We start from the raw sequence: 22812 nt of genomic DNA, 5'->3' as shown, positions 1-22812 counted from the left end.
GGTGAAAGAAACCCGCCGTTTTAATCCGCGTTATTTATTTCTCCATGAACCGAAAGAGAGAGGAAATGCTGTAATGGAAAGAATCCAACATTTTATCAATGGGAAAGAGGTGGAAGGCGAACAGGACGGACAACAGCCGGTATACAACCCCGCGCTCGGCGAAGTCGTGGCTCAGGTGGCGTTGGCGCGTCCGGCAACCGTCGATCTCGCCGTCGAAGCCGCCGCCGCCGCGTTTGACGGCTGGTCGTCTCAGTCCGCGCTGCGCCGTGCCAGAGTTCTGTTTCGTTTCAAAGAATTGCTGGAAAAACATAGCGAAGAGCTGGCGCAAATCATCACCCGCGAACACGGCAAAGTGCTGTCCGACGCCATGGGCGAAATCACTCGCGGTATCGAAGTGGTGGAGTTTGCCTGCGGCGCGCCCAGCCTGTTGCAAAGTTCGTTCTCTGACAATATCGGCGGCAATATCGATAACTGGAACCTGCGTCAGGCGCTTGGCGTGTGCGTCGGCATCACGCCGTTCAATTTCCCGATCATGGTGCCGCTGTGGATGATCCCGATGGCGTTGGCTACCGGCAATACGTTCGTACTGAAGCCGTCTGAACGCGATCCGTCCGTCAGCCTGATGCTGGCCCGCCTGCTTAAGGAAGCCGGATTGCCGGACGGCGTTTTCAATGTGGTGCAAGGCGGCAAAGAAGCCGTGGATCGCCTGTTGACGCATCCTAAAGTGGAGGCCGTTTCCTTTGTCGGTTCAACGCCGGTCGCCGAATACATTCACCGTCAGGCCAGCCAGCATGGCAAGCGCGTACAGGCGCTCGGCGGCGCCAAGAACCATATTACCGTTATGCCTGACGCCGACCTTGATCAGGCGGCGGATGCGCTGATCGGCGCGGCATATGGCGCGGCGGGAGAACGCTGCATGTCCTGTTCGGTCGCCGTGGCGGTAGGTTCCGTCGGCGACGAACTGGTGGCGAAGCTGCTGCCGCGTATTGAGAAACTGCGAGTGCGCAACGGCACGGATGGTGAAGCCGATATGGGGCCGCTGGTTACCGCGGAACATCAGGCGCGCGTTACCCAATACATTGATAAAGGGACGGAAGAAGGCGCCAGGCTGCTGGTGGACGGCCGTAATTTCCGCGTCCCGGGCGCGGAAAACGGCTATTTTGTCGGCGCGACGCTGTTTGACGACGTCACGCCGGACATGACCATCTATCGCGAGGAGATCTTCGGACCGGTGCTGTCTATCGTCCGGGTAGCGACATTTGCAGAGGCGGTTGAGCTGACCAATGCCCATGAGTTCGGCAACGGCGCCGTCTGCTTTACGCGTGACGGCGGCATAGCGCGCACTTTCGCCCGCACGATCAAAGCCGGCATGGTGGGCATTAATGTTCCAGTCCCCGTTCCCATGGCCTGGCACTCCTTCGGCGGATGGAAACGTTCGCTGTTCGGCGAACATCACGCCTACGGCGAAGAGGCCATCCGTTTCTATACTCGCTATAAGAGCATCATGCAGCGTTGGCCGGACAGCATTGCGCAAGGTCCGGAATTCGCCATGCCTACCGCTAAATAGCAGCATCAAACCGCGGCTTTGTTTTGCAAAGCCGCTTGCCGTTGGGCGTTACGGCTTACTGCGCAGAAAGCAGAGAATTTTCAAAGAAGATTTGAGTTTGATGACAAAGTTCTAAACGTTGCCGTTAGCAACCCCCACCCGGCCTCCCCCTTGTCAGGGGGAGGTGCTAACGCAATAAAAAAATAGGGTTTTCCCCCTCCCCTGCGAAGGGGAGGGTTGGGGTGGGGTTGGATCCAGAAGGTTTGTCAGCAGTCTGGAATCTTCACAGAAGATTTATCGATTCAAATTAAGGAGTCCACGATGGATAGCCATCATTTCCCTGATACTCCGGTTGTTGTCGACATGCAGGTTCTTCCCGTCGCCGGTTACGACAGCATGCTGTTGAATCTTAGCGGCGCGCACGCGCCTTATTTCACCCGTAATATCGTTATTCTTAAAGACAATGCCGGCCACACCGGCGTGGGCGAGGTGCCCGGCGGCGAAAAAATCCGCCGGACGCTGGAACAGGCGGCGGCGCTGGTGACAGGAAAAACGCTGGGCGAATACAAAAACGTCATGAACGCCATATTTCGCCAGTTTTCCGATCGAGACGCATCCGGTCGCGGTCAGCAAACCTTCGATCAGCGCATCACCGTTCATGTGGTTACCGCCGTGGAAGCGGCGATGCTGGATCTGCTGGGGCAGTTCCTGAACGTGCCGGTGGCGGCGCTGTTGGGCGACGGACAGCAACGGGACGCCGTCGAGGCGCTGGGATACCTGTTCTATATTGGCGATCGCCGCAAAACCGATCTGCCCTACCAGAGCCAGACAGATGAAAAATGCGACTGGTATCGCTTGCGCCATGAAGAGGCGCTGACGCCGGAGGCCGTGGTGCGTTTAGCCGAAGCCGCCTATGAAAAATACGGTTTCAATGATTTCAAACTGAAAGGCGGCGTGCTGGCCGGCAGCGAAGAGGCGGAAGCCGTCACGGCGTTGGCCAACCGTTTCCCGCAGGCGCGCATCACGCTGGATCCCAACGGCGCCTGGTCGCTGCAGGAAGCGATTCAGCTTGGCAAACAGCTGAAAGGCGTGCTGGCCTACGCCGAAGATCCCTGCGGCGCGGAACAAGGCTTTTCCGGCCGCGAGACGATGGCGGAGTTCCGGCGCGCAACGGGCTTGCCGACAGCCACCAATATGATCGCCACCGACTGGCGTCAGATGAAACATGCCATTGCGTTGCAATCGGTCGATATTCCACTGGCCGATCCGCATTTCTGGTCCATGCAGGGATCGGTGCGCGTGGCGCAGATGTGCCATGAATGGGGGCTGACCTGGGGGTCGCACTCCAATAACCACTTCGACATTTCCCTGGCGATGTTTACCCATGTCGCCGCCGCCGCGCCGGGCGATATCGCCGCTATCGATACCCACTGGATCTGGCAGGAAGGCAACCAGCGCCTGACAAAAGCGCCGTTGCAGATTATCGGCGGCAGGATCGATGTGCCGAAGCGCCCCGGTTTGGGTATCGAACTGGATATGGATCAGCTTTATAAAGCCAATGCGTTATATAAAAACAATGGGTTAGGCGCACGCGATGACGCCGCCGGAATGCAATATCTTGTTCCCGGGTGGACGTTCGATAACAAACGTCCGTGTCTGGTGCGCTGACCGTTATTGAACAACACCTTCCAATTACTGAGGATGAAAAATGAAAACGCCGCTCTTACCTAACCGTTTCCGTCAGGATTTGCAGCAACAAAAAACGCTTATCGGCTGCTGGTGCGGGCTGGGAAATCCGACCACCACCGAAATACTGGGACTGGCCGGATTCGACTGGCTGGTGCTGGACGGCGAACATTCGCCAAACGACGTGCTGTCGTTTATTCCGCAACTGATGGCATTGAAAGGCAGCCACAGCGCGCCGGTGGTGCGCCCGCCCTGCAATGAACCGGTGATTATCAAGCGGTTGCTGGATATCGGGTTTTACAATTTCCTGATCCCGTTTGTGGAAACGCAAGAAGAAGCGGTGCGCGCCGTGGCGTCGACGCGTTATCCGCCCGCCGGTATCCGCGGCGTGTCTGTGGGACACCGCAGCAATGCGTTCGGCACGGAACCCAACTACTTCGCCACGATTAACGACAACATCACCGTTCTGGTACAGATCGAAAGTCAGGAAGGCGTGGACAATCTGGATGCCATCGCCGCGGTAGACGGGGTTGACGGCATTTTCGTCGGACCGGGCGATCTCTCCGCCGCGCTGGGTTATCTGGGGCAACCGAATCATGCCGAAGTGCAGAAAGTGATCCGGCATATCCTGCAACGCGCAGCGGCGCACGGCAAACCGAGCGGGATTCTGGCGCCGGTAGAAGCAGACGCCCGACGCTATCTGGAGTGGGGAGCCCGCTTTGTCGCCGTCGGCAGCGATCTGGGCGTGTTCCGCGGCGCAACGCTGGCGCTGTGCGACAAGTTTAAAAAGTAATTCACGCAATCACGGCCTTTCAGGCCGTCAGACTGCTGACAAACCTTCTGATTCTAACCCCACCCCGCCCCTTCGCCTGTCTCTTAGTCACAAATGTAGGGGCTATGAGGGGGTTGCCGTTATCCGGCGTAAGAAATTATGCTGAGGAAGCGGAGGGCTCCCGAATGAACCGCACGGATGCGGTTCAAGCCAGTGCCGCGTCGGGAACGCGTCACTGGCGGTTCGGTAAGAGCGATCCGATTCCGAAGGCATCGCGCAGCGACATAATTTAGCCGCAAGCCGGGGTTCATAGGGGGCTGGCGTCTGAGCCCCCTATGTCGGGAGCGTGCTGCGAGGCAGCATGAAAATAGCGGCATTGTGGCGCACGAAACTATCTCCAAGTCCGCATAAAAATGTGACTAAGAGACAACTGGCAAGGGGGAGGCTGGGTGGGAGTCATTAATGGCAATGTTTCGAACTTAGTCATCAGCCTGAATGGGCATTTATCGATGAAAGAAAATAGAACCATTTTTGCGCGATATATTGATGCAAAAAAATAACTTTTCTCTCCTATTTCTCATTTATAAAAAAAAAGCCTATTTAACTGAATACGGCATATTCTTGAATATATATATTATTAGCGGATTTATTGCGCTTAAACCCCAAAGCCATAGTACGAAATTAACAATCAATATCCTTTTTAGTCAGTTAACAAATAATCCCGCGTATGTTTACCTGATGCTCTTATTCTCTAACTTAATTGCGAATATTTTATGGCATCGTTAAAATTCGAAACCTTGCAACTTCATGCCGGCCAACAGCCCGATCCCACGACCGGGGCTCGGGCCGTGCCTATCTATCAGACAACCTCCTATGCTTTCGAAAATGCCCAGCAGGGCGCGGATCGGTTCGCATTGCGTGAATTCGGCAATATCTATACCCGGATTCAAAATCCCACCACTGACGTTTTTGAAAAGCGCATCGCCGCACTGGAAGGCGGCGTTGCCGCGCTGGCGGTGGCATCCGGTCAGGCTGCGCAATTTATCGCGCTGAACAATATATTGCAGGCGGGCGATAATTTCGTCTCCTCGCCTTCGTTGTATGGCGGCACCTGGACGCAGTTCAATCTCTCGTTTAAGCGCCTGGGCGTGGAAGTCCGTATCGCCAAAGATGATAACGCGGTGAGTTTCGAAAGCCTGATTAATGAAAATACCAAAGCGCTTTATCTTGAAACCATCGGTAATCCGCGTCTGGGCTTCCCTGATTTCGACCATTTCGCCGAATTGGCGCAAAAATATCACTTACCCCTGGTGGTCGATAATACCTTTGCCGCCGGCGGGTATCTTTTTCGCCCCCTTGAGCATGGCGCGCACGTGGTGGTGGAGTCCGCCACCAAATGGATCGGGGGCCATGGCAACAGTATCGGCGGCGTGATAGTGGATGGCGGCAACTATCCGTGGGGAAACGGGAAATTCCCGCAATTCTCCACGCCATCGGCGGCGTATCATGGTCTGGTATATAACGAGGTTTTCGGCCCCGGCAGTGAATTGGGCAACATTCAGTTTATTATCCGCGCCAGGGTCGAAGGTCTGCGTGATTTCGGCCCGACGCTGTCGCCTTTTAACGCCTTTTTGCTCCTGCAAGGGCTGGAAACGCTCTCTCTGCGGGTAGAGCGGCATGTTGATAACGCATTGGAACTGGCCCGCTGGCTGGAAAAACATCCGGAAGTGGAAAGCGTGAATTATCCGGGCCTACCCTCCAGTCCGGCATACGATACGGCCCATAAATACCTAACAAAAGGGTTTGGCAGCGTGCTGTCCGTGGAAATCAGCGGCGGCAAAGCGCGCGCCAGCCGGTTTATCAACAGCCTGCGGCTGATTACGCACCTGGCTAACGTTGGCGACGCCAAGACCTTGATTATCCAGCCTTCGGCCACTACCCACCAGCAGTTGAGCGACGAACAGCAAATATCCGCCGGCGTCACGCCGGCCGGGCTGCGCTTCTCGGTGGGGATTGAGCATATCGACGATCTGAAGGCGGACATCGAACAGGCGTTCAAGGCCAGTAAATAACCCGACATGTCCATGACGCGCCATCATTTTCACTCGGACTCCCCTTTTATCCTGGAGAACGGCTCGTTTCTCCAGGGGATTGATATCGTTTTTCACACCTATGGAACGCTTAATACGGACAGATCCAACGTGATATGGATTTGTCATGCACTGACGGGGAGCTCGGATGTGACAGTCTGGTGGCCTGGATTGGTCGGCCCCGGAAAGTGCCTTGATCCCAGCCGCTGGTTTATCGTATGCGCCAACGTGCCCGGTTCGCCCTATGGTTCCACCAGCCCGCAAAGTCTCAACCCGTCGACCAAGCAACCTTATCTGCATGATTTTCCCCCGATCACTATTCGGGATATGGTTTTCGCACACAGCCTGCTCGCCGACTATCTGAGCATAGAGTGCATTTTTCTATTGATCGGCGGCTCCATGGGGGGCCAGCAGGCGCTGGAATGGGCCATCCACGAACCCCGGCGTATCCGGCAAATGGCGCTTTTGTCCACCAATGCCGTTAGTTCCCCCTGGGCAATTGCCTTCAACGAAAGCCAGCGGCTGGCCCTGCTGGCCGATAAAACCTTTGACGGCGTCGATCCCAACGGCGGTATGGCCGGGTTGAAAGCGGCCAGAAGTATCGCCCTGTTATCCTACCGCTGCTTTGACACCTACCTTCATACCCAGCAGGAACGCGATCGGCATAAGCTGGATAATTTTCTGGCCGCCGCCTATCAACGCCATCAAGGCGAAAAATTTATCCGCCGATTCGACGCCTATTGTTACTGGCATTTGCTTAACGCCCTGGACACCCACAATATCGGCAGAAAGAGAAGTAAAACGGAGATCGTGCTGGAACAAATAGAAGCCAGAACGCTGGTTATCGGGATCGGTTCAGACCACCTTTTCCCGGTCAGAGAACAACGATATCTGTCGCAACATATCAAAAATGCGCAGTTCGTTGAAATTGACTCACTCTACGGACATGATGGTTTTCTGACCGAAACGCCAACGCTGGAAAAACATCTTTCTCAGTTTTTATATGAGAAAAAAATCAAGCCGGAAAAAGTACGCCATGCCGGGCAATATTAACTGATGCAAAAGGATTCAACGATGACGCAAAGCGGCTACGGAGCAGTAAAACTAACGGCGCTGTCCCACCATGATAAATTACGCGATCCCCAACAACTTGATGCGCAGATCCCCGCGCATGTACTGCAACAGATCGCCCCTTTATCGCTCAAGGCTTTTACCGTCGACGGTGAGGCATCCGATACCAGCGTGTTCAGCAAACGTTATGGTTATCCGTTGGAAATCTGCGCCAACACGCTGATACTGAAATTTAAAAAACAGGGGGTTGAAGCCTATGCCGCCGCCGTCTGCACGGGCGCCCGGCGCCTCGACGTCAACGGCGCCGTAAAGCAATTGCTCGCGGCGCAGCGCATCTCCTTTGCCCGCATGGAGAAATCCACGGCGCTCACCGGGATGATTCCCGGCGGAATGACGGTTTTCGGCCTGCCCGACACCTGGCCGGTGCTGATTGATAATGCCGTTTTACACCAGCCCGTCCTCATCATGGGCGGAGGAACCCGCGAGGTCAAACTGCTGGTTCCCTCCCTCGTGCTGCGCGCCCTGCCCAATGTATTAACCGGCGACTTATCGCTCCCGCTATGACGAGCGATGAAACTCACCGCGCTTCAAATAAGCGCATCCTACAGGCTCAATGGCGCGGCGCGGGGTCAATATTGGGTATCTAGCAGATTAAACAGAAAGCTCGTTATTCACCGGCGCGCCATAGCGTTTACCACAGCGGACTTTCGCCTGCTGAATAATACCGGCCGCGGCGTCATTCTGAAGTTGCTGCTCGTCCGGGAAATATTCCCGCCCCAGCAGCCGGTATTTGTCGCTGCCTAACCGGTGATAGGGCAGAATTTCGTAGCTGACCCGCGGCAGCGCAAGGACAAAGTCGACGATCGAATTGATCGCATTCTTTGTGGCGTTGAACCCCGGAATAAGGGGGGTTCGCACATGAATGGGCAAATTGGGAAACGTGCGGCGCAAACGCAATAAGTTATTCAGGATGCGGCGATTGCCGCGCAGGGTAAAGTGGCGGTGCAATTCATCGTCAAGGCTTTTAACATCAAAGTAAATGGCATCGCTGTAACCGGCGATCTCGCGCAGGACCGGCCAGTTGCCGTCGCCGCAGGTTTCCAGCAGCGTACCGATATTTCTTTTCTTAGCTTCCTGCAGCAACGCCAGCGCAAACGTCCCCTGCATCAGGGGTTCGCCGCCGCTCAGCGTTAATCCGCCGCCGGAGCGCCGATAAAAAATCGCATCGGATTCCACAATATCCAGTACCTGACGCACCGTCATCCGCTCGCCGAAATGGTGCAAAGCCCGCGTCGGGCAATGGGTAACGCATTGCAGGCAGTGGCGGCAGCGGCCGCGGTCAATATGGATCGCTCCCGACGGCGCATAGCCAAGCGCCGCCGCCGGACATTGCGGTTGGCACAACCCGCAGGCCGTGTTTCCCAGGCATTTGCCGGCATCAACGGCGATTTCCGGCTTGCCATGCTGAGACTCGGGATTACTGCACCACGCGCAGCGCAGCGGGCAGCCTTTCAAGAACACCACCGTACGGATCCCCGCGCCATCATGCAGAGAGTAACGCTGGGTATTAAACACCCAGCCCGTAAGCGGCGGCATGGCGTTGTTTACCGTAATCGAACGCGGAAAACGGCGGTCAAGCGGCGGAGTCTCTGTCAATGGCGGCACCGTCTAGAACATTTCATGCCCGGTACGGGCAATCAGATCGTCCTGTAAATCCGGCGACAAATCGGTGAAATAGGCGCTGTAGCCGGCGATGCGCACAATCAGCCCCCGGTAACGTTCAGGATCGGCCTTGGCCGCCAGCAACGTTTCCCGGTTAATGACGTTAAACTGCACATGCCACAATTTCAGATCGCACCAGGCTCTGATCAAATCGCACAATTTGCGGGTTCCCGTCTCACCCGCCACGATGGACGGCGTGAATTTAATATTCAGCAATCGCGCCGCCCGCTCACGGAATTGATAGTTCTTGGTCTGATAATTCGACAGCAGCACCGCCGTCGGTCCTTTGCTATCACATCCCTGAGAGGCCGATGAGCCATCCGACAGCGGCATCCAGGCTTTACGGCCGTTTGGCGTGGCATGCACCACCTTGCCGAACGGCACATGGGAGGTGAAAGGCACCAGCCGAAGATCCAGATGCACGCCAAGCGTTTGTGAATATTTACGGGTAAATTCCAGGCACGCTTTATCCAGCGCTTTGCCGATATTATCGGCATAAGGATCGTTGTTGCCGTATTTGGGCGCGTTCATCAGCAGCGCGCGCAGCACCTGATGATGTTCAAAATTGTTTTCCAGCGCCTCCAGCAGTTGCGATATGGAGATGCGCCGCTCTTCGTAAACCAGCTTTTTAATCGCCGCCAGCGAATCAATCACCGTGCCGTAGCCCATAAATTCGAAGTAGCCTAAATCAATCCCGCCTTCAATCACCGGCTGATGGATATCCTTGCAGGCCGCCATGGCTAAATCATGCAGCGCCGAACCCAGCGGCCAGGCGAAATGCCGCGCCCGCAAATCAATGATGATCTTCTGCTGGATAAAGGCGTGACGCAGAAAATTGATATGCTGCCGGAGGTAAGCCTGCCAAAAATCGTCCCATGAGGCGAAATTCAGCGGATCGCCGGTTTCCAGCCCCAGCAGCTCCGCGCCATAGCGTTTCATCCGTCCGTTATAGAGCGTCATTTCCAGCGCCGCCGGAAAATTGATATAGGCGCAGGGGCTGGTATAAGTATCGCGGTTCGGCATCCGGCATTCGGCGCAGCCGGAAACCGCATAGTCATAAGCCTGAGAAAACTCGGCCCCTTTGGATAGCAGCAAAGGAACGACTTCCTCATCATTAATCAATTTGGGAAAGCCGGTGCCTTCCTTGATCGTCTCCGCGATAGCGTAAAGAAAACCCGCGGGGGTGCGGTTGTGAATCCGGGCGGCCAGATCGGGATAATGCAGGGGAAACTCGCGTTTAGAACGTAAAAACAGGTGCGACAACACGTTGGTGGCATCCATACCTTCCGGCGTCTGCCCGCCGATGGTCACCGCCTCCCAGTGCGCATAGCCTTCATTAAACGCGCCCCCGGTCGGCGAGATATACAGATCGACAAACTGCGCCATCGACACCCACATGCAGGACAGCCATTCCAGCGCCTGCTCATCGTCCAGGACTCCCCGCTCGATATCCCGCTGATAGTAAGGGAAAAGGTACTGATCCATCCGGCCATTGGAGATAATGGTGCCGGTTTTCTGTTCCAGACGGGAAAAGAGCTGGGTAAACCACTGCGACTGAAGGGCATCGCGGAAATCCCGCGCCGGGTGTTCCGGCACCCGCTCGCAGCGGTCGGCGATGTCCAATAATTCCTGGCGCCGCCGGGGGTTGCTTTCTTTCGCCGCTAATTCTCCGGCAAGCCGCGCGTGACGTTGCGCCCATAGCACAATCGCGTCGGCGGCGATGATAATCGCCTGTAAGAACGGCGCTTTCTCCACGCTATCCAGCGGATTAAACGGATCCAGCTGCGCCAGACGCTGCTCGGCATCCTGGCGAATGCCTTTAAACCCCCGCTGCAATACCTTTTCATAATCATGCACCCATTGAATGGATGAGCGAAAAGAAGAGGTTTCGTTGACGATAAAGCGGGAGGTCTGCCGGTCCTTGGGATCGTAAGTCAGGCGCAACGTCTCTTCCGGCAACGCCTGCGATAAATGCTCATGATAGGTTTTGCCTTGCCAGTAAGGAGAAATCTCTTCACGAATAATCGCGCTGTCCTGCTCATCAATGGTAAACGGCGATTCCAGCCGGGATGGAAGCTGGCTGATAGCGGCATCAAGAAAATCGCCATCCAGTTCGGGATAGAGAATGCCATAGCGCCCCGGCTTACCGGCCCGGCCGACGATTAACTGCTCATCGTCAATATATACCGTGATGTTCTGCGCAATGTGATACATCGCCTTCGACCAGCGCAGGATCGGTAACTGGCCTTCCGTTACGCGCATCGACTCGGTGAAATAGCGGGCGCGCTCCACGTCAATGACGGGTTTCCCCTGCTGGATTTCAGCCAATATCTTATCGGTTCTGCTCTGCCGAACTTGCCGCTCGGCACTGGATTGCAGAAGACGCGATTCCTGCGGACTCAGTACCGGTGTTTCCTGACTCATTAGACGGTCCCCGTTTTACGCGCGCGCGTTAACCTGCTGGCGCGCTAACTTCGCGCTTTCCACGGAACGCGCCTCATGCCGATTAAAAATATGCTCCAGCACTTCCTGTTCCAGCGCCGCCAGACGGGGCAAACCCCGCTGCCGCGGACGAGGCAGATCGATCGTCAAATCCAGGCCGATGGAGCCCTGCTCGATCAGGATCACCCGGTCGGCAATGCTGACGGCTTCACTGACATCGTGCGTCACCAGCAATACGGTAAAGCCCTGCTCCAGCCATAAACGTTCAATGAGCTGCTGCATTTCAATACGGGTCAGCGCATCCAATGCGCCGAGCGGTTCATCAAGCAGCAACAGACGCGGGCGATGGATCAGCGCTCTGGCTAACGCCACGCGCTGCTTTTGCCCGCCGGACAACGCCGCCGGCCAGTCGTTTTCCCGGCCGGCAAGCCCCACCTCTTCCAACGCTTCCCGCGCTTTGGGCCGCCAGTCTCCCTTCAGGCCGATACCGACATTTTCAATCACTTTTTTCCAGGGAAGCAGTCTGGCATCCTGAAACATCAGACGAATATCCTGCTGAAATTGATGCAGCGGCTGATTTCCCGACAGCAGCCGGCCGGCATTGGGCTTGTCAAGTCCGGCAAACAGACGCAGCAAGGTGCTCTTGCCGCAGCCGCTGCGTCCGACCACCGCGACAAACTGTCCGGCGGGGATCTGCAAATCCAGATTATGCAATACCGAACGCTGATTAAAATGTTTATCAAGCTGCTGCGTGACCAGCGAAATGCCCTGATTAACCGAATAGATACGGGCGCTCATGCTTCACCTCCGGTTGGTTGATAGGAAGGATGCCAACGCAGCCAGCTTCGTTCTAACTGACGGGCGGCGATATCCGCCAATTTGCCCAGCACGGCATACAGGATGATGGCCATCACCACGACATCGGTTTGCAGAAACTCACGGGCATTCATCGCCAGATAGCCGATCCCGGCGCTGGCGGAAATGGTTTCCGCCACAATCAGCGTCAGCCACATCAGGCCAAGCGCAAAACGCACGCCAACCAGAATGGAAGGCAATGCGCCGGGAAGGATAACCTGACGAAACAGCGCAAAGCCGGACAGCCCGTAATTTCGCGCCATTTCCACCAGCCCGGCATCGACGTGGCGCACCCCGTGATAGGTATTCAGATAGATAGGGAAAAAGGTGCCCAGCGCCACCAGAAAAATCTTGGCCGACTCATCAATCCCGAACCACAGAATAACCAGCGGGATCAAGGCCAGATGCGGAACGTTGCGCACCATCTGCACCGTACTGTCAATCAGCAGCGCGCCGAAGCGCGATAGCCCGGTAATCAATCCCAGCAATAAACCAATGCCGCCGCCGATGCCAAAGCCAACCGCCGCCCGCCAACTGCTGATCGCCAGGTGTTGCCATAATTCGCCGCTGTAGGCCAGCGTCCAGCCGGCCTTAAGCACCGCGCCCGGCGCCGGCAGGATACGGGTAGACAACCAGCCCGTCGTCACCGCGCCTTGCCAGGCGATAATCAGCAGCGTCGGTATCAACCAGGGGGTCAGCCGGGTCAGCGTCTGTTTAATCACGATGTTCATCGCGCGTACTCCATGATGAAACTCTGTCGACAGAGTATTGAGTGATGGATTACTGAGGTTGCGCCCACACCGCCTGCCTGATATCCAGCTTTTGCGGAATCAGCTTCAAGTCAGTGAAGGTATCGGCAATACGCTGCTGGCCGGCAATCACCTCAGGCGAAATAAACCGCGCGTCATAGCCCTGCCGCTCGACGGCAACCTGGGTAATATCCTCAGGCAGCCCCAGCAGCGGCGCGACCTGACGGGTAACCGCCTGCGGATCTTGAGTGGCTTTCTTGCCGATAAGGCGGATTTCTTCGATCAGCGCGGTGATGACCTGCGGGTGTTTAGCGGCAAAATCACGGGTAGCCAGATAAAACTGATAATTATCAACGATGCCGCGGCCGTCTCGCAGAACACGGGCATGGATCTGTTTTTCCGCGGCGGCGCTGAAAGGATCCCAGATAACCCAGGCATCGACGCTGCCGTTTTCAAATGCCGCGCGGGCGTCCGCCGGCGGCAAATACACCGGGGTAATGTCACTGTATTTCAACCCGGCTTCATATAACGCGCGAACCAACAAATAGTGAACGTTAGAGCCTTTATTCAACGCCACTTTTTTCCCTTTTAGATCCGCCACCGACCGCAACGCTGAGTTTTCAGGCACCAGAATCGCCTCCGCCGTTGGCGAAGCCGGTTCGTTGGCGACATAAACCAGACTGGCCCCGGCCGCCTGCGCGAATACCGGCGGCGTTTCGCCGGTAAAGCCGAAATCGATGGCGCCGACATTTAATCCTTCGAGCAATTGCGGGCCGCCGGGAAACTCCGTCCACTTCACCGTGACCCCCTGCGCACGCAAGCGGTTTTCCAGCGAACCTTCTCCCTTCAGCAACACCAGCGTGGTGGCGGATTTCTGATAGCCAATGCGTAAAACGTCTTCTGACCAGGCGGCGGCGGAAAACGCCATAGAAACGATAAAAATAAGGCTATAACGGAAGAAACCTGTCATAAATGCACCCTGGAATAGAGATAATAATATTAATGCATCCTAGCCTCTATCAACCGGCAGTATGAAACATCAGTTATTGATAAACATATCGATTATTTATCTAACGGGTTATTTAAGGGAAAATATATTTTCCATCCATCCATTATATAAGTTTTCTATTAACGCGTTTGATGACAACGTTTGAAACGTGGCTGTTAATTACCCCCACTCAGCCTCCTCCTTGTCAGTTGTCTCTTAGTCACATTTTTATGCGAACTTGGAGATAGTTTCGTGCGCCACAATGCCGCTATTTTCATGCTGCCTCGTCGCACGCGCCCGACACAGGGGGCCCAAACGCCAGCCCCCTGTGAACCCCGGCTTGCGGCTAAATTATGTCGCTACGCGATGCCTTCGTCGGTATCAGGCTTAACGGACCGCTTGCGACACGTTCCATACGTGGCGCAAGCTTTCGCCGCGTCCATGCGGCTCATCCTAAGCCTGCTATCTCCTCAGCATAATTTCTTACGCCGGATAACGGCACCCCCCCTTATAGCCCCTACATTTGTGTATAAGAGACAGTTGTCAGGAGAAGGAGCAACACATTAAAACGCCGGATTTTCTCCTTCTCCTGCGAAGGGAGGATTGGGTTGGGGTGGGGTGGGGTGGGGTGGGGTGGGGTTAGAGCCAAAATATCAACACCACCGGTGAATATAAAACTCAAAAATAACACCATTATTTTTCATTTATTTCACTCGTTGGTAAATATCGCATTTACTTTGCTTAAAACAGCATTAAGACATATTCAACAGTAAAAAATAGACAATAAAAAGATAATTATCATCTTTGACAGTATTGATATTTTCATCAAGCATACCGTTTTATTTTCATCTATTTCACGGATGCCCGTCATGTCACGCTTATATTTATATTGGGTTAATCGCCAATTAGCCTCCCTATTGTTTTTCTTACTTATTTTCGCGTTATTTATCCTCACGCTTCCCCTGGCGCAGGCTGAATCGACGTTACGCATTGGCTACCAAAAGTCATCTACGCTACTCACCATTCTGAAACTACAGGGCAATCTGGAAAAAACGCTCAATGAACAAGGGGTGCGGGTTACCTGGCATGAGTTTTCCAGCGGGTTGCCACTGCTGGAGGCGCTTAATTTAGGCAATGTGGATATCTCCGCCGACGTGGCGGATACCGTCCCGGTATTCTCGCAGGCGGCGGGCGCAAAGCTGACCTATTTCGCGCTGGAAACGCCCTCTCCCGAAGCGCAGGCGATTCTGGTGCCGGAGCATTCTCCGCTCAAAAGTCTGCCGGATTTGCAGGGCAAGCGCATTGCCGTCACCAAGGCGGCGGGCAGCCACTACTTACTGATCGCCGCGCTCGCCAAGGCCAATCTCTCTTTTAAAGATATTACGCCGGCCTACCTGACGCCGGCGGACGGCCGGGCCGCGCTGGAAAACGGCAACGTTGACGCCTGGGTAACCTGGGAGCCCTTCGTCTCCAGCGCCGTCGTCCAGCAAAAAGCCCGCGTGCTGGCCGATGGCAAAGGGCTGGCAAGCTACCAGCGCTATTATCTTGCCGCAACGGACTATGCCCGCCAGCATCCTGACATTCTGAGCATCATTTACCAGCAACTGGAGAAAACCGGACAGTGGGTGAAAGCCAGCCCTGACCAGGCGGCGGCGTTGCTGGGGCCGCTGTGGGGCAATCTGGATAGCAACACGGTCGAACTGGCTAACGCCAACCGAACTTATCAGGTAAGAGCGGTCACGCCGCAAAGCCTGAGTGAGCAGCAGCATATCGCCGATGCCTTTTTCAATGAAGGGCTGCTGCCGGAACGCATCAACGCTCTGGACGTCGCGATCTGGCATCCAACGACAGGTCAGAACCCATGACGGCCAGCCGCGATCGAGAGCAGACCGCGCCGGTGGCGCACCGTTCGACAGTAAGCAGTCTGGTTGAACAAGCCCGCGATGCTCAGCAGCGTATTGAACATTACCATCAGCAACAAATCGATCGGGTGGTTGACGCGGTAGCCTGGGCGATTATTCATCCTGAGAATAACCGGACGTTAGCCACACAGGCCGTCGCGGATACCGGCCTGGGCGATATCGAAGATAAGGTGGCGAAAAATTACCGCAAGACCATCGGCCTGCTGCGCGATCTTCAGGGAAAACGCACCGTCGGCGTGATTAATGACATCCCCGACCAAGGGATTATTGAAATCGCGCGGCCGGTGGGGATCGTCGCGGCGGTCACGCCGTCCACCAACCCGATAGCCACGGTGATCAATAACATTATTAATGCCGTTAAGTGCCGCAACGCCATTATTATCGCCCCTTCCCCCGCCGCGGCGAAGGTGTGCGCCCGCATGCTGGAATATATTCATCATGAGTTGGATTTCGTGCAGGCTCCGCGCGAGCTGGTACAGATGCTGCCGATCCCGGTAAGTCGTCAACAAACAGAAGCATTACTGCAACAGGTCGATCTGGTCATCGCCACCGGCTCACAAAAAAATATCGCCGCGGCGGCGCAAAGCGGCACCCCGGCCTTTAGCGTCGGCGCCGGCAATGTCGCCAGCATCATCAGCGAAAGCGCGGATATTGAGGCCGCCGCCGCCCACATCGCCGCCTCCAAAACCTTTGATCACGCCACCAGCTGTTCTGCGGAAAATAGCCTGATTATTCCGGCTTCCCGCTATCAGCAAACCATCGCGGCGTTGACAGATCAGGGCGGCGCGTTATTAACGCCGACAGAAAAACGGCAGCTACAGCAGGCGCTCTGGTCGGCGGGGAAGCTGGCCCGCCACAGCATCGCCCGCCCCGTCGCCCGACTGGCGGAAATCGCCGGATTGACGCGCCCGGCGTGCCATAAGGCGCGTTTTCTGATGGTGGAGGAACAAGGGATCGGCCCGCAATTTCCCTTTTCCGGCGAAAAACTCTCCCCGGTATTGACCCTGTACCAGGTGAAAAATTTCCGTCACGCCTGTGAAACGGTACAGGCGATTTACCGCTGGCAAGGAGCCGGACACTCGGTCGGTCTGCATACCCGCGACGGCAACGAAGCCTTGCAGGCCGGGCTGCTGCTGCCCGCCAGCCGAGTCATCGTCAATCAGGGACATGTTTTCGCCACCGGCGGCAATTTCAATAACGGCCTTCCCTTTACTCTGACGCTCGGCTGCGGCACCTGGGGTAAAAATCATTTCTCGGACAATCTCAATTACCGCCATTTTTTTAATCTGGTCAGGATTTCCTCACCGATCCCCGAAAACGTGCCCACGCTGGAAGACGTGTTGGGCGCCTATTTGCAGAGGCGCTATCCATGACGACACAACCGGCCACGCTACAGGACATATTGCGACAACAGGCAGCGCAACGCCCGGACGCGCAGTTTATTATCGCCAGCGAACTGGCCGATAGCCTGAGTTTCGCCCAGCTATTGCAACGCACTACCGCCACCGCGGCGTGGCTGCACCGGCAAGGTTGCCGGCCAGGAGATAAAATCGCCTTTCTCTCGCAAGGCGGTTTTCATACCGTGGCGCTGGCGCTGTCTTTGATGCTGGCCGGCTATGTGGTGGTGCCGCTTAACCTGCTGGCGACCGATGATGCGCTGGAATGGATTATTCCCCACAGCGACGCGCGGATTATTTTTACCACGCAGCAACTCGCGCCCCGCTTGCGGGGCGTACTGCAACGGCTTCCCGCTCAGAACCGTCCTTTGACGGTAACCCGCGAGCGCTGGCCGGCCGCCGGGCAGCCGTTATCCCAGCGGCCTGCCCCGCTCTATCGGCCGCCGCCTGCGCATCCGGCGTTACTGATGTACACCTCCGGCACGACCGGGAATCCTAAAGGCGTGTTGCTCAGCCATGCCAATCTGTTTGCCGCCGCGGGGGAAATCAGCCGCTGGCACCGGCTTGGTCCGCAGGATCGTCTGCTGAGCACCCTGCCGATTTACCATATTAACGGCTGGGTTATCGGCGTACTGGTTCCGCTCTTTTCCGGCGGCAGTCTGGTCACCATGCGGCGTTTCTCCGTCTCCGCATGGTGGAAAACGGTCGATAACTATCGCTGCACCTGGCTGAATCTGGTGCCCACTATGATTGCGTTTTTATTGAATACTCGTGCCAACGGCGCACGGCGCTATCCGCGGGTAAGATTCGCCCGTTCGGCCTCCGCTCCGTTACCTCGAACGCACCATGAGCAGTTCGAACAACGGTTTGGCATCCCGGTGATTGAAGGCATGGGAATGACGGAGTCCAGTTCGCTGGTTTTCTGTAATCCTCACGCAGAACGGGTATACGGCAGCGTCGGGCTGCCCTGCGGCGTCGAGGCGGAGATCATCGACCGGCAGGGAGAACGGCTGGCGGAGAACCAGACGGGGGAAATTGTGCTGCGCGGCGCGGGCGTTATGAATGACTATTACAAAGATAGCGCGCAGACCGCCTCCGCCATCGACCGCGACGGATGGTTACATACCGGCGATTTGGGCTATCGCAATGATAAAGGGTTTTATTTTATTACCGGCAGATTGAAGGAACTGATTATCAAAGGCGGCGAAAATATCGCGCCGCGGGAAATCGACGATGTGCTGGTCAGCCACCCGTCGATTATTGAAGCCGCCGCTTTCGCCATTCCCGACGTCAACTACGGACAGGAAATCGCTGCCGCCATCGTGCTTAAGGGCGACGTCCGGCCGGATGAAGACACGCTGCGGGAATGGTGCCGGGAAAAATTGGGGAAATACAAAACGCCGCTCTATTTTTATGTGGTAACCAGCCTGCCGCGCGGTTCCTCAGGAAAAATTCAACGACTTAGACTTAGTGAACAACTGGCGTTGACGCCGGCCGCGCCGCGTAATATCCGGGCATAACCGGTAACGAACGTGACCAGGCGGCAAGAGGCCGAATCCCCATGGATAAGGCCATGCATGACTCGCAACGCTTGCGCCGCCGGCTTAAATCCCGAAGGTGTTCCTCAGCCCTACTGGCTAGGTTTGTTGACGGGGCCGACGTTAATACGCATGCCGGAAAGAGAAGCGATGCGCCGTCTTGTCGGCGTGGCGCACAGGATGTCCGCCACTGCCGAGTTTGCCGACGTCACAGTGATTTTGGTTAAAAAGAGCTCCAGCCCCCTTCAGCGGATTTGGCGTCGGCCGCCGGTTTAAGCGCCAGCGCCGCGCGCGGTGCGGTAGCCGCCGGTGCCGAGCGGCTGGCGGCCGCGGCGGAACTGGATATCTGCTGTTCTTCCGTCAGCCGGAATACGCTTACCACCTGCTCCAGTTGCTCAGCCTGCTGTTGCAGCGACTGGGTGGCCGCCGAGGCTTCGTTCACCAACGCGGCGTTCTGCAATGTCGTCTGTTCCATCTGATTGACCGCGATGTTGACCTGATCGATACCCAGCGACTGCTCCTGACTGGCGCTGCTGATTTCGCCCACCAGATCGCTGACCTTGCGTACGCCGTTAACGATGTCCAGTATCGATGTTCCCGCCTGTTCCACCAACCGGTTGCCCGTTTGCACGGTCTGTACCGAATGGTCGATCAGCTCTTTGATCTCTTTGGCCGCCGAGGCGCTACGCTGGGCCAGACTGCGAACCTCTCCGGCCACCACGGCGAAACCGCGTCCCTGCTCGCCGGCGCGGGCGGCTTCCACCGCGGCGTTCAACGCCAGGATGTTGGTTTGGAAGGCGATGCCGTCGATCACGCTGATAATATCCACGATCTTCCTGGATGAGGTGTCGATCGCGCCCATGGTCTGCACCACGTCGTTCATCAACTGCCCGCCGGCCTGGGCCTGACCGGTGGTTGATTGCGCCAGTTGATTGGCCTGCTTGGCGTTTTCCGCGTTCTGGCGCACGGTTGAAGCCAACTGTTCAATGGCCGCCGCCGTTTCCTGCAACGCGCTGGACTGTTCTTCGGTACGGCTGGACAGATCGAGGTTGCCCGCCGCGATTTGCGAAGATGCCCCGGCAATGGATTCAGAACCCTGACGAACCTCGCCCACGATGGTACGCAACTGGATGGTCATTTCCTGCAAGGCATGAAGCAACTGCGCGGTTTCATCCCGGCCTTCACCACGCACGTTATGCATGAGGTCGCCCCCGGCCACGGCATTCGTAATCTGCAAGGCGTTTTCCAATGGCCGCACGATACTGCGGGTGAACGTCCAGGCGAGCAACGAGCCGGCGACGGTAATCAATAGGCCGATGATCCCCAGAAAGAGGTAGCCGTTGCCGGCATTCCTGGAAATATCCGCGCCCAGTTGATTGATTGTGGCGCGTTGCTGGTCGCGCAGAGCCTGCAGCGTATCCAGATAATTACGCGAGGAGGGGCGGAAATCCTGTTCAAAAAGCTGTTGCGCCTGTTCGCGTTGACCGTTCGCATTGGCGGCGGAGATGGCGTCGCGCGCTCGGATGTAAACCTGGCGGACTTCACTCAGCTTATCGAACAGCGCCTTCTCCTCCGGGCTGCTGACCAATTTGGCAAACTGTTCCTGCCGTGCGCTGGATTCTTTCGTGGCTGAGGCGTTGTCCGCCGCGAACAGTTCCGCCAATGAACCATCGCTGCTACGCGCCACCGCGGTGGATCGCTGCACGCTGGCGCTGATAACGCTGAACCAGTCCGCCACCAGCCGTTCTTTATTCAGCGGCTCCTGCATCATCCGCTGTGTGCTTTGGTCAATCTGCCGAAGCTGATAGACGCCGCTGACCAGCATAACCAGAGAAAAGACAATGAGTACGCCAAACCCCACTGCCAGCCGAATGCCGATTCTGAAGTTTTTCACTTTCCCGCTACCCTCAAAGTGTATATAAGGCTTGCCCAGTGCCAGCCTTTTACGTGTATGACTCACATTTCGTTATGGATTTCATACGTTTCTCCCGACGTTTAACGGGAAACCGCCGCAAAACCTACGCTGAAAAAATGGTTGCCGTTTGATGGAACAAGGCCGACGCCTGGTTAAAAAATGTACCAACCAGATACCTTGCACATGGGATTTTCAAATGCAGAGATATGACGGGGAATGTTCCCAATGGCATTGTCATTTATCGGCTGAGGGGGAAGGAAGTTTATATAGCTTATTGATAATAACGATCAAATAGTTGACTTTAATAGATAATACAAATCGAATAAATCATTTTGATCGTTAAATACTATTGCAATATTTAACAAAGCTGGTGGTTCGGCGGAAGCCAGGCGCACCGCTCGACCAGTTTGTACTTAGCGCGGGCAGCCGCCCGTCACCCATTTTTGGCATGTGCCGAGCATCCAGATGCCTTAAATACGCCCCTGAAGGCCCGCGCATGCTAACGCTGTGATTATACTCGAAATATTAATTATAAAAACCAATTAAAAATAGTGACACTGTCACTAATATGATTTGGCGTGCTGTTGCGCGCTAAATCATGCGAGTTGCGCAAAGGCGGCGATACAGTGACAAACTCGTCGAAAAGATGGGTCGAGGAATAAAGCCAACGTACAGGCAACTTGTAGGATGACGCGTATATAATACATGGATGCATATCACTGATAAGGATTCATCGGATGAGTATCCGTTTCCCCTCGAAGCTGATCCCAGGCGATTTAATCGCTATTACCGCGCCATCGACAGGCGTTCCTCGCACATTACACCCGCGACTCGAACTTGCTAAAAATGCGCTGAAAAAAAGGGGATTTAGCGTTATAGAAGGGAATTGTTTACGTTCCGAATATAAAAATAAAAGTGCGAACAGAATTTCACGTGCGAAAGAGCTGACAGATTTTCTTAACAACACCGAGATAAAGGCAATTATGCCGCCCTGGGGAGGCGAGCTAGCAATGGAATTACTTGAATTAATCGATTTTGAGCGATTAGCACAAGCTGAGCCAAAATGGTTTGTCGGTTATTCCGATCTCAGTACATTACATTTTCCGCTGACCACAATTTCAGGTTGGGCAACGGTGCATGGCCCTAATCTTATGGAGCTTGGAGCTAAAGTAGTAGACCTAACTACAGAAGGTATATGGTCTGTTTTAGAAAGTGAACGGGGGACGATGATTAAACAGCAGTCTTCCTCCGCGTATCAAAAAAAAGAGAATGACTGGCGAGAAGAACCGGATGCGGCATTTAACCTCACACAGCAAACGGAGTGGAAACGCCTTGACGGAAGTCCTTCTACGGTAAGTTTTAAGGGTCGTTTGATTGGTGGGTGTTTGGATACTATTTCAAGGTTAGCAGGTACTCGATTTGGTAATCTTCCTCAATTCTGTGAGCAGAATAAAGACGACGGGGTGATCTTGTATTTTGAAAATGTGGAAATGAGGCCGTGCGAATTAACACGCGCTTTATTTAGCTTGCGTATGCACGGTTGGTTCGACAACGTTGCCGGCATTCTGATCGGTAGAAACGCTGCGCCAGATGCCGCTGAACCTGAGCGACAAAACTACTTTGATGCACTTATTTCGGCATTGAGCCATCTTAAAGTACCGGTAATTTATGATGTCGATATTGGTCACGTTCCCCCGCAACTTTCATTGGTCAACGGAGCATTGGCGACCATTTCATTTAGTGGGAAAGGTGGGTCGATTTCTCAACAATTATAATCGACATGCGGCTTAGTCCCAGCAAACGAAGCGCCCAAAACCACTTACCGGCCCGCCTCCCGTAACTGATTCAGGTTAAATATATCCGCGATATGGCACCCTTGGTGAAATACGCGGGTAACCCCTTAATATTTCCTTAAGAATTCATCGGCAAGATGCCTTGTATTTATGCTAGATCTCAGTTTCGTTATGGCGGATCGAATCGGCGGGATCTTTTAGCGCCACTCGCCCGCCAGCAAAGACACAGGAGTTCATTACTTTGGGTACGCCCTGATTTAACAACTATCCTATAGTAGTGATATGGATATGAATGATACGTATTATCCGAGCGTTTTTGGCTATCA

Annotated in this window: 16 protein-coding genes; 10 read left to right on the top strand and 6 right to left on the bottom strand. The window is 55.3% G+C overall.

Annotated elements, in window-relative coordinates; genetic code table 11:
* Positions 1 to 73: 73 nt before the first annotated feature.
* The 6 genes from ACN28R_RS06065 to ACN28R_RS06040 all read left to right on the top strand — a co-directional run bounded on the left by ACN28R_RS06065 (position 74) and on the right by ACN28R_RS06040 (position 7729).
* Positions 74 to 1567, top strand: a complete 1494-nt coding sequence (locus tag ACN28R_RS06065; RefSeq protein WP_095833901.1) for a CoA-acylating methylmalonate-semialdehyde dehydrogenase — start codon at positions 74 to 76, stop codon at positions 1565 to 1567.
* Positions 1568 to 1867: 300 nt separating this feature from the next.
* On the top strand, positions 1868 to 3214 hold the full coding sequence (gene gudD / locus ACN28R_RS06060; RefSeq protein WP_095833900.1) for a glucarate dehydratase: 1347 nt from the start codon (positions 1868 to 1870) through the stop codon (positions 3212 to 3214).
* A gap of 40 nt (positions 3215 to 3254) precedes the next feature.
* The gene (gene garL, locus ACN28R_RS06055) at positions 3255 to 4025 is read left to right on the top strand and encodes a 2-dehydro-3-deoxyglucarate aldolase (RefSeq protein ID WP_095833899.1); all 771 of its coding nucleotides are present in this window, start codon (positions 3255 to 3257) and stop codon (positions 4023 to 4025) included.
* 752 nt (positions 4026 to 4777) lie between these two features.
* Positions 4778 to 6076 carry an O-acetylhomoserine aminocarboxypropyltransferase/cysteine synthase family protein gene (locus ACN28R_RS06050; RefSeq protein WP_095833898.1) on the top strand — a complete coding sequence of 433 codons (1299 nt, stop codon included), beginning with the start codon at positions 4778 to 4780 and terminating at the stop codon, positions 6074 to 6076.
* A gap of 6 nt (positions 6077 to 6082) precedes the next feature.
* A complete protein-coding gene (locus tag ACN28R_RS06045; RefSeq protein WP_095833897.1) occupies positions 6083 to 7147 on the top strand; it encodes a homoserine O-acetyltransferase family protein in 1065 nt (354 codons plus the stop codon).
* Between the two features lie 3 nt (positions 7148 to 7150).
* The gene (locus ACN28R_RS06040) at positions 7151 to 7729 is read left to right on the top strand and encodes a YbaK/EbsC family protein (RefSeq protein ID WP_220701793.1); all 579 of its coding nucleotides are present in this window, start codon (positions 7151 to 7153) and stop codon (positions 7727 to 7729) included.
* A gap of 87 nt (positions 7730 to 7816) precedes the next feature.
* Here ACN28R_RS06040 and ACN28R_RS06035 read toward each other — a convergent pair whose 3' ends face one another.
* The 5 genes from ACN28R_RS06035 to ACN28R_RS06015 are packed head-to-tail and all read right to left on the bottom strand — an operon-like array spanning position 7817 to position 13903.
* Positions 7817 to 8821: a glycyl-radical enzyme activating protein gene (locus tag ACN28R_RS06035; protein ID WP_236840191.1), complete on the bottom strand. Its 1005-nt coding sequence runs from the start codon at positions 8819 to 8821 to the stop codon at positions 7817 to 7819.
* A 12-nt stretch (positions 8822 to 8833) separates the two neighbouring features.
* Positions 8834 to 11311 carry a (2S)-3-sulfopropanediol dehydratase gene (gene hpsG, locus ACN28R_RS06030; RefSeq protein WP_095833895.1) on the bottom strand — a complete coding sequence of 826 codons (2478 nt, stop codon included), beginning with the start codon at positions 11309 to 11311 and terminating at the stop codon, positions 8834 to 8836.
* A 15-nt stretch (positions 11312 to 11326) separates the two neighbouring features.
* A complete protein-coding gene (gene ssuB / locus ACN28R_RS06025; RefSeq protein ID WP_095833894.1) occupies positions 11327 to 12127 on the bottom strand; it encodes an aliphatic sulfonates ABC transporter ATP-binding protein in 801 nt (266 codons plus the stop codon).
* Positions 12124 to 12915, bottom strand: coding sequence for an aliphatic sulfonate ABC transporter permease SsuC (ssuC, locus tag ACN28R_RS06020; protein ID WP_095833893.1), 792 nt, complete (start codon positions 12913 to 12915; stop codon positions 12124 to 12126). The genes ssuB and ssuC overlap by 4 nt, the downstream gene beginning before the upstream one ends.
* A 49-nt stretch (positions 12916 to 12964) precedes the next feature.
* Positions 12965 to 13903, bottom strand: coding sequence for a sulfonate ABC transporter substrate-binding protein (locus ACN28R_RS06015; RefSeq protein ID WP_095833892.1), 939 nt, complete (start codon positions 13901 to 13903; stop codon positions 12965 to 12967).
* Positions 13904 to 14790: 887 nt separating this feature from the next.
* Here ACN28R_RS06015 and ACN28R_RS06010 point away from each other — a divergent pair.
* The 3 genes from ACN28R_RS06010 to ACN28R_RS06000 are packed head-to-tail and all read left to right on the top strand — an operon-like array spanning position 14791 to position 18760.
* On the top strand, positions 14791 to 15786 hold the full coding sequence (locus tag ACN28R_RS06010; RefSeq protein WP_095833891.1) for an aliphatic sulfonate ABC transporter substrate-binding protein: 996 nt from the start codon (positions 14791 to 14793) through the stop codon (positions 15784 to 15786).
* Positions 15783 to 17216 (top strand): acylating sulfoacetaldehyde dehydrogenase, encoded by a 1434-nt coding sequence (gene sauS / locus ACN28R_RS06005; RefSeq protein WP_048638606.1) that lies wholly within the window; start codon positions 15783 to 15785, stop codon positions 17214 to 17216. Before ACN28R_RS06010 ends, sauS begins: the two co-directional genes overlap by 4 nt.
* A complete protein-coding gene (locus ACN28R_RS06000; protein WP_048638605.1) occupies positions 17213 to 18760 on the top strand; it encodes a class I adenylate-forming enzyme family protein in 1548 nt (515 codons plus the stop codon). Before sauS ends, ACN28R_RS06000 begins: the two co-directional genes overlap by 4 nt.
* Before the next feature lie 241 nt (positions 18761 to 19001).
* On the opposite strand, the gene ACN28R_RS05995 is transcribed toward ACN28R_RS06000, so the two are convergent.
* Positions 19002 to 20672: a methyl-accepting chemotaxis protein gene (locus ACN28R_RS05995; protein WP_048638604.1), complete on the bottom strand. Its 1671-nt coding sequence runs from the start codon at positions 20670 to 20672 to the stop codon at positions 19002 to 19004.
* A 758-nt stretch (positions 20673 to 21430) separates the two neighbouring features.
* Here ACN28R_RS05995 and ACN28R_RS05990 point away from each other — a divergent pair.
* Positions 21431 to 22468, top strand: a complete 1038-nt coding sequence (locus tag ACN28R_RS05990; protein ID WP_095833890.1) for a S66 family peptidase — start codon at positions 21431 to 21433, stop codon at positions 22466 to 22468.
* Positions 22469 to 22812: the final 344 nt, after the last annotated feature.

Origin of the sequence: Brenneria goodwinii (assembly GCF_002291445.1) — a bacterium.
GTDB classification, from domain to species: Bacteria; Pseudomonadota; Gammaproteobacteria; order Enterobacterales; family Enterobacteriaceae; genus Brenneria; species Brenneria goodwinii.
Note: the sequence above shows the minus strand (reverse complement) of the source record. Positions and strands in the feature narration are given on the sequence as shown.

Excerpts from the sequence above, each read along its gene's own strand:
- ACN28R_RS06010 (WP_095833891.1), top strand. The coding sequence starts at position 14,791 with ATGTCACGCTTATATTTATATTGGGTTAATCGCCAATTAGCCTCCCTA.
- ACN28R_RS06065 (WP_095833901.1), top strand. The coding sequence starts at position 74 with ATGGAAAGAATCCAACATTTTATCAATGGGAAAGAGGTGGAAGGCGAA.
- ACN28R_RS06015 (WP_095833892.1), bottom strand. The coding sequence starts at position 13,903 with ATGACAGGTTTCTTCCGTTATAGCCTTATTTTTATCGTTTCTATGGCG.
- ACN28R_RS06050 (WP_095833898.1), top strand. The coding sequence starts at position 4,778 with ATGGCATCGTTAAAATTCGAAACCTTGCAACTTCATGCCGGCCAACAG.
- ACN28R_RS06045 (WP_095833897.1), top strand. The coding sequence starts at position 6,083 with ATGTCCATGACGCGCCATCATTTTCACTCGGACTCCCCTTTTATCCTG.
- ACN28R_RS06040 (WP_220701793.1), top strand. The coding sequence starts at position 7,151 with ATGCAAAAGGATTCAACGATGACGCAAAGCGGCTACGGAGCAGTAAAA.
- ACN28R_RS06000 (WP_048638605.1), top strand. The coding sequence starts at position 17,213 with ATGACGACACAACCGGCCACGCTACAGGACATATTGCGACAACAGGCA.
- sauS (WP_048638606.1), top strand. The coding sequence starts at position 15,783 with ATGACGGCCAGCCGCGATCGAGAGCAGACCGCGCCGGTGGCGCACCGT.
- ssuC (WP_095833893.1), bottom strand. The coding sequence starts at position 12,915 with ATGAACATCGTGATTAAACAGACGCTGACCCGGCTGACCCCCTGGTTG.
- ACN28R_RS05990 (WP_095833890.1), top strand. The coding sequence starts at position 21,431 with ATGAGTATCCGTTTCCCCTCGAAGCTGATCCCAGGCGATTTAATCGCT.
- gudD (WP_095833900.1), top strand. The coding sequence starts at position 1,868 with ATGGATAGCCATCATTTCCCTGATACTCCGGTTGTTGTCGACATGCAG.
- hpsG (WP_095833895.1), bottom strand. The coding sequence starts at position 11,311 with ATGAGTCAGGAAACACCGGTACTGAGTCCGCAGGAATCGCGTCTTCTG.
- garL (WP_095833899.1), top strand. The coding sequence starts at position 3,255 with ATGAAAACGCCGCTCTTACCTAACCGTTTCCGTCAGGATTTGCAGCAA.
- ssuB (WP_095833894.1), bottom strand. The coding sequence starts at position 12,127 with ATGAGCGCCCGTATCTATTCGGTTAATCAGGGCATTTCGCTGGTCACG.